The sequence below is a fragment of the Pseudomonas sp. KK4 genome (assembly GCF_001984065.1).
Taxonomy (GTDB): Bacteria; Pseudomonadota; Gammaproteobacteria; order Pseudomonadales; family Pseudomonadaceae; genus Aquipseudomonas.
Genome location: NZ_LYVP01000202.1, coordinates 1 through 4855, shown reverse-complemented (window position 1 = coordinate 4855; position 4855 = coordinate 1). Strand labels below are relative to the sequence as shown.

Genomic DNA, 4855 nt, shown 5'->3' with positions numbered 1-4855 from the left:
TGCTTCGACTGACACGGCGCTTTCGCGAGCAAGCCCGCTCCCACATTTGGATAGGTGTGTGGTGCAAAAAAAATGTGTACACACGAATGTCACCATCGGTGCCATTTATGTGTGCACTTTTTGTTTCCGCGCCCTGAAAAGTTACATTTTCCTAGCTGCATCACCGCCGAAGCGGTTCCCCGCCCATCCCGCCGAAAAATAATTACCTGCGCAATCGGTCAGTTTATATCGCCCGATTTTCAGCGCCTTAGCGCCCATCCATAACAAAACGAAATCAGTCGCAAAATTCATAGATCCTGGACTGGCATGGTTCTGGCTTAAGTGCATACATGTTTTGTATACAATCAACTCAAAACATACACACACCTAGATCCGCAAGCCTGAAGCGCCCTATCCCGTACAGGCTGCAGATGCCCCGAAACCAATGATATTCGCCACCCGCGACGAAGATTGCCGAGCCAGGCGCTCATGCACAGTCATCGCGGCGTCGAGCATCAGGAGCCTGCCGGAATGCGTACAAGTCTCTCCAATAACAATATTGCGCTGGATCTGCCCTCCTCCCACGCTTCCCCCACCCCGACCGATCAATCCCTGCACTGCCCCGTGGTCCTGAGCCCGCGCCTGCACAACAAGGACCTGGCACCGACCAAGGCCGAAGGTCGGCGTTGGGGTCGGTACAGCATCTTCGCCCTGTGGACCAACGACGTTCACAACATCGCCAACTACTCGTTCGCCATCGGCCTGTACGCCCTGGGCCTTGGCGGTTGGCAGATCCTGCTGTCGCTCGGTATCGGCGCAGCGCTGGTGTACTGCTTCATGAACCTGTCCGGCTACATGGGGCAAAAGACCGGGGTGCCGTTCCCGGTGATCAGCCGCATCAGCTTCGGCATCCACGGTGCGCAGATCCCTGCGTTGATCCGCGCGGTGATCGCCATCGCCTGGTTCGGCATCCAGACGTACCTGGCGTCGGTGGTGTTCCGGGTTCTGCTGACGGCGATCCATCCCGGCTTCGCCGACTATGACCACAACTCGATCCTTGGCCTGTCGACCCTGGGCTGGGTGTGTTTCGTGGCGATCTGGTTCGTGCAACTGGCGATCCTCGCCTATGGCATGGAAATGGTGCGGCGCTACGAGGCATTTGCCGGCCCGGTGATCCTGCTGACCGTCGCCGCCCTCGCCGCATGGATGTACTTGCAGGCCAATGCGACCATCGCCTGGTCGATCCGCGAACCGCTGACCGGTGGCGAGATGTGGCGCAACATCTTTGCTGGCGGCGCGCTGTGGCTGGCCATCTACGGCACGCTGATCCTCAACTTCTGCGACTTCGCCCGCTCCTCGCCGTGCCGCAAGACCATCAAGGTCGGTAATTTCTGGGGCCTGCCGGTCAATATTCTGGTGTTCGCCGCGATCACCGTCCTGCTGTGCGGCGCGCAATTCCAGATCAATGGCCACATCATCGAAAGCCCGACCGAGATCATCGCCTCGATCCCCAACACCTTCTTCCTGGTGCTCGGTTGCCTGGCATTCCTGATCGTCACCGTGGCGGTGAACATCATGGCCAACTTCGTCGCCCCGGCCTTCGTGCTGAGCAACCTGGCGCCCAAATACCTGACGTTCCGCCGCGCCGGTCTGATCAGCGCGACCATCGCGGTGCTGATCCTGCCGTGGAACCTCTACAACAGCCCGCTGGTGATCGTGTACTTCCTCTCCGGCCTCGGCGCTCTGCTCGGCCCGTTGTATGGCGTGATCATGGTCGACTACTGGCTGGTACGAAAAGGTCAGGTGAACGTGCCGCAGTTGTACAGCGAAGATCCGAATGGCGCGTATTACTACAGCCGCGGGGTCAACCTGCGCGCCGTGGCGGCGTTCATGCCTGCCGCGCTGATCGCCATCGTTCTGGCGCTGGTGCCGGGTTTCCACCTGGTTTCGCCGTTCTCCTGGCTGATCGGCGCCGGTATCGCCGGGATGCTTTACCTGATCATCGCCAAACGCCAACCCCATTACGCCGACGTCAGCGGCGAAGCCATCGCCGTCGATAACGTCAGCCATTGACTCCATCGCGGCCCGGCGCTGTCGGGCCGCCGAACCACCCTGCTATAAGGACTCCCCATGCGTATTCTCGTGGTCAACGTCAACACCACCGAATCCATCACCCAGGCCATTGCCCGCTCAGCGCAGGCGGTGGCCTTGCCCGGCACCGAGATCGTCGGCCTGACCCCGTACTTCGGCGCCGACTCCGTCGAGGGTAATTTCGAAAGTTATCTGGCGGCGATTGCCGTGATGGATCGGGTGATGTCCTACGACCAGCCGTTCGATGCGGTGATCCAGGCCGGTTACGGCGAACACGGCCGCGAAGGCCTGCAAGAGCTGCTCAATGTGCCGGTGGTGGACATCACCGATGCGGCGGCGAGCACCGCGATGTTCCTCGGCCACGCCTATTCGGTGGTCACCACCCTCGATCGCACCGTGCCGCTGATCGAGGATCGGCTGAAACTGTCGGGCCTGTGGGATCGCTGCGCTTCAGTGCGGGCCAGTGGCCTGGCGGTGCTGGAACTGGAGCACGAACCGCAACGCGCCCTGGAAGCCATTGTGCAACAGGCCGAACTGGCGGTGAGCCAGGACAAGGCCGAGGTGATTTGCCTGGGCTGCGGCGGCATGGCCGGGCTGGATGAGCAGATTCGTCGCCGCACCGGGGTGCCGGTGGTGGACGGCGTGACAGCAGCGGTGACCATCGCCGAGTCGCTGGTGCGGTTGGGGTTGTCGACGTCCAAGGTGCGCACTTACGCGACGCCGCGGCCGAAGCAGATCATTGGTTGGCCGGGGCGGTTTGGGCGTTGAGTTCACATCGTTAGACCGAGTTGGCCCATTCGCGAGCAAGCCCGCTCCCACATTGGATCCTTGCCGTTCACACAATATCTGTTCCAAGTAGATCCAATGTGGGAGCGGGCTTGCTCGCGAAGGGGGCTCCTCGGTCTAAAGCCAGGCTCAAACGGCACTGAACCTGCGCCCCAACCCCTGCTCGGCAAACTGCTCGATGATGAAATCGACAAACGCCCGGGTCTTGCCCGGCAGCAGTTTGTGTTCGGCGTAGTAGATCGAAATGTTGCCATCATCGATGTACCAGTCCGGCAACACCCGCTGCAACGTTTCCGCCTGCAGATAATTCACCGCGAACGGCATGCTCACCAGCGCCACGCCCAATCCCTGCGCGGCCGCGGCACAGGCTGCCTCCGAATCACTCATGGTCATGCGCGCCTTGAGCAGCAAGGGCCGGCAGTGCTGGGGACTGCGCCCGATCAATTGCCAGGAACGCACTCGGCCGGTTTGCGGCGAGCGGATCAGAATCCCGTCATGAAGCTGCAAATCCTCTGGCTCAGTGATGGGCTCGCGGGATTTCAGGTAATCGGCCGAGGCCAGCAGCACCCGGTGTGCTGGCGCCAGTTTGCGCGCCACCACCCCCTGGGGTAACTCGAAGCCACCGCCGATCGCCGCATCAAATCCCTGCCCGATCAGGTCGACCTGGCGATTATCGAAGTGCCAGTCGGGATTGATCGCCGGGTAGCGCCGCAGAAACTCGCCAAGCAACGGCACCACATACAAGCGCCCGAACACCGTGCCCATGCTGACTTTCAAGGTCCCCACCGGCTGCCCCTCGGCATTGGCCAGGTGGGCCACGGCGTTCTGGATGGTGGTCAGGCTGGTGCTGACCTGGCTCAAAAACAGTTGCCCGGCTTCGGTCAGCGTCAGGCTGCGGGTGCTGCGCTGGAATAAGCGCACCCCTAGCCGCGCTTCCAGTTTGGCGACGCTCTTGCCTACCGCCGCCGGGGTCAGGCTGAGTCGTCGCGCAGCCTCGGCGAAGCTGCCGACCTCGGCGCTGCGGACAAAGCATTCGATACTGCTGAAGGTTTCCATGACGCACCACTATAAACTTATGGTTTACACAGACTATCGCAATCAAGGCCTACACAGGGTGTAATCGGCAATCGATACTAGGCTCCATCAACCGGGACATTTCGCCTCGGGACTTTGGAGACAGACATGACTACTCAGAACCTCAGCGGCAAAGTGGCATTGATCCAGGGCGGTTCCCGGGGCATTGGCGCAGCCATCGTCAAACGCCTGGCCGCTGAAGGCGCGTCAGTCGCCTTTACCTACGTCAGCTCCACCGCCAAGGCCGAAGAGTTGCAGAACAGCATCACCGCCCAGGGTGGCAAAGCCCTGGCGATCAAGGCCGACAGCGCCGACGCCGAAGCCATCCGCAGCGCCGTGACCAGCACCGTCGAAGCCTTTGGCCAACTGGATATCCTGGTCAACAACGCCGGCGTGCTGGCGGTGGCACCGCTGGAGGATTTCAAACTCGAAGATTTCGACCAGACCCTGGCCATCAACGTGCGCAGCGTGTTCATCGCCACGCAGGCCGCCGCCAAATACATGACCGAAGGCGGCCGCGTGATCAACATCGGCAGCACCAACGCAGACCGCATGCCCTTCGCCGGTGGCGGCCCGTACGCCATGAGCAAGTCGGCGCTGGTGGGCCTGACCAAAGGCCTGGCCCGAGACCTGGGCCCTAAGGGCATCACCATCAACAACGTGCAGCCAGGCCCGGTGGACACCGACATGAACCCGGCCGAGGGTGACTTTGCCGACAGCCTGATCCCGCTGATGGCCGTGGGGCGTTATGGCAAGGCTGAAGAGATTGCCAGCTTCGTTGCCTACCTCGTCGGCCCTGAGGCCGGCTATATCACCGGTGCCAGCCTGACCATCGACGGTGGTTTTGGCGCCTGATGCCTTAAACGCGGTCAAACATGTGGGAGCGGGCTTGCTCGCGAAGGCGCAGTGTCAGTCAGCGTATGTT

The 4855-nt window shown here is 61.5% G+C and carries 4 protein-coding genes; 3 read left to right on the top strand and 1 reads right to left on the bottom strand.

Annotation, left to right across the window (positions count from 1 at the left end):
• Positions 1-510: 510 nt before the first annotated feature.
• Together B0W55_RS28630 and B0W55_RS28625 are read left to right on the top strand one after the other, a co-directional pair.
• A complete protein-coding gene (locus B0W55_RS28630; protein WP_077049263.1) occupies positions 511-2052 on the top strand; it encodes an NCS1 family nucleobase:cation symporter-1 in 1542 nt (513 codons plus the stop codon).
• 57 nt (positions 2053-2109) lie between these two features.
• Positions 2110-2838, top strand: a complete 729-nt coding sequence (locus B0W55_RS28625) for an aspartate/glutamate racemase family protein (RefSeq protein WP_077049262.1) — start codon at positions 2110-2112, stop codon at positions 2836-2838.
• 147 nt (positions 2839-2985) lie between these two features.
• Here the strand turns inward: B0W55_RS28625 and B0W55_RS28620 are convergent, their stop codons facing one another.
• Positions 2986-3912 (bottom strand): LysR family transcriptional regulator, encoded by a 927-nt coding sequence (locus B0W55_RS28620; protein WP_077049261.1) that lies wholly within the window; start codon positions 3910-3912, stop codon positions 2986-2988.
• A 126-nt stretch (positions 3913-4038) separates the two neighbouring features.
• On the opposite strand from B0W55_RS28620, the gene B0W55_RS28615 reads away from it, so the two are divergent.
• Positions 4039-4785 carry a 3-oxoacyl-ACP reductase family protein gene (locus B0W55_RS28615; RefSeq protein ID WP_077049260.1) on the top strand — a complete coding sequence of 249 codons (747 nt, stop codon included), beginning with the start codon at positions 4039-4041 and terminating at the stop codon, positions 4783-4785.
• Positions 4786-4855: the final 70 nt, after the last annotated feature.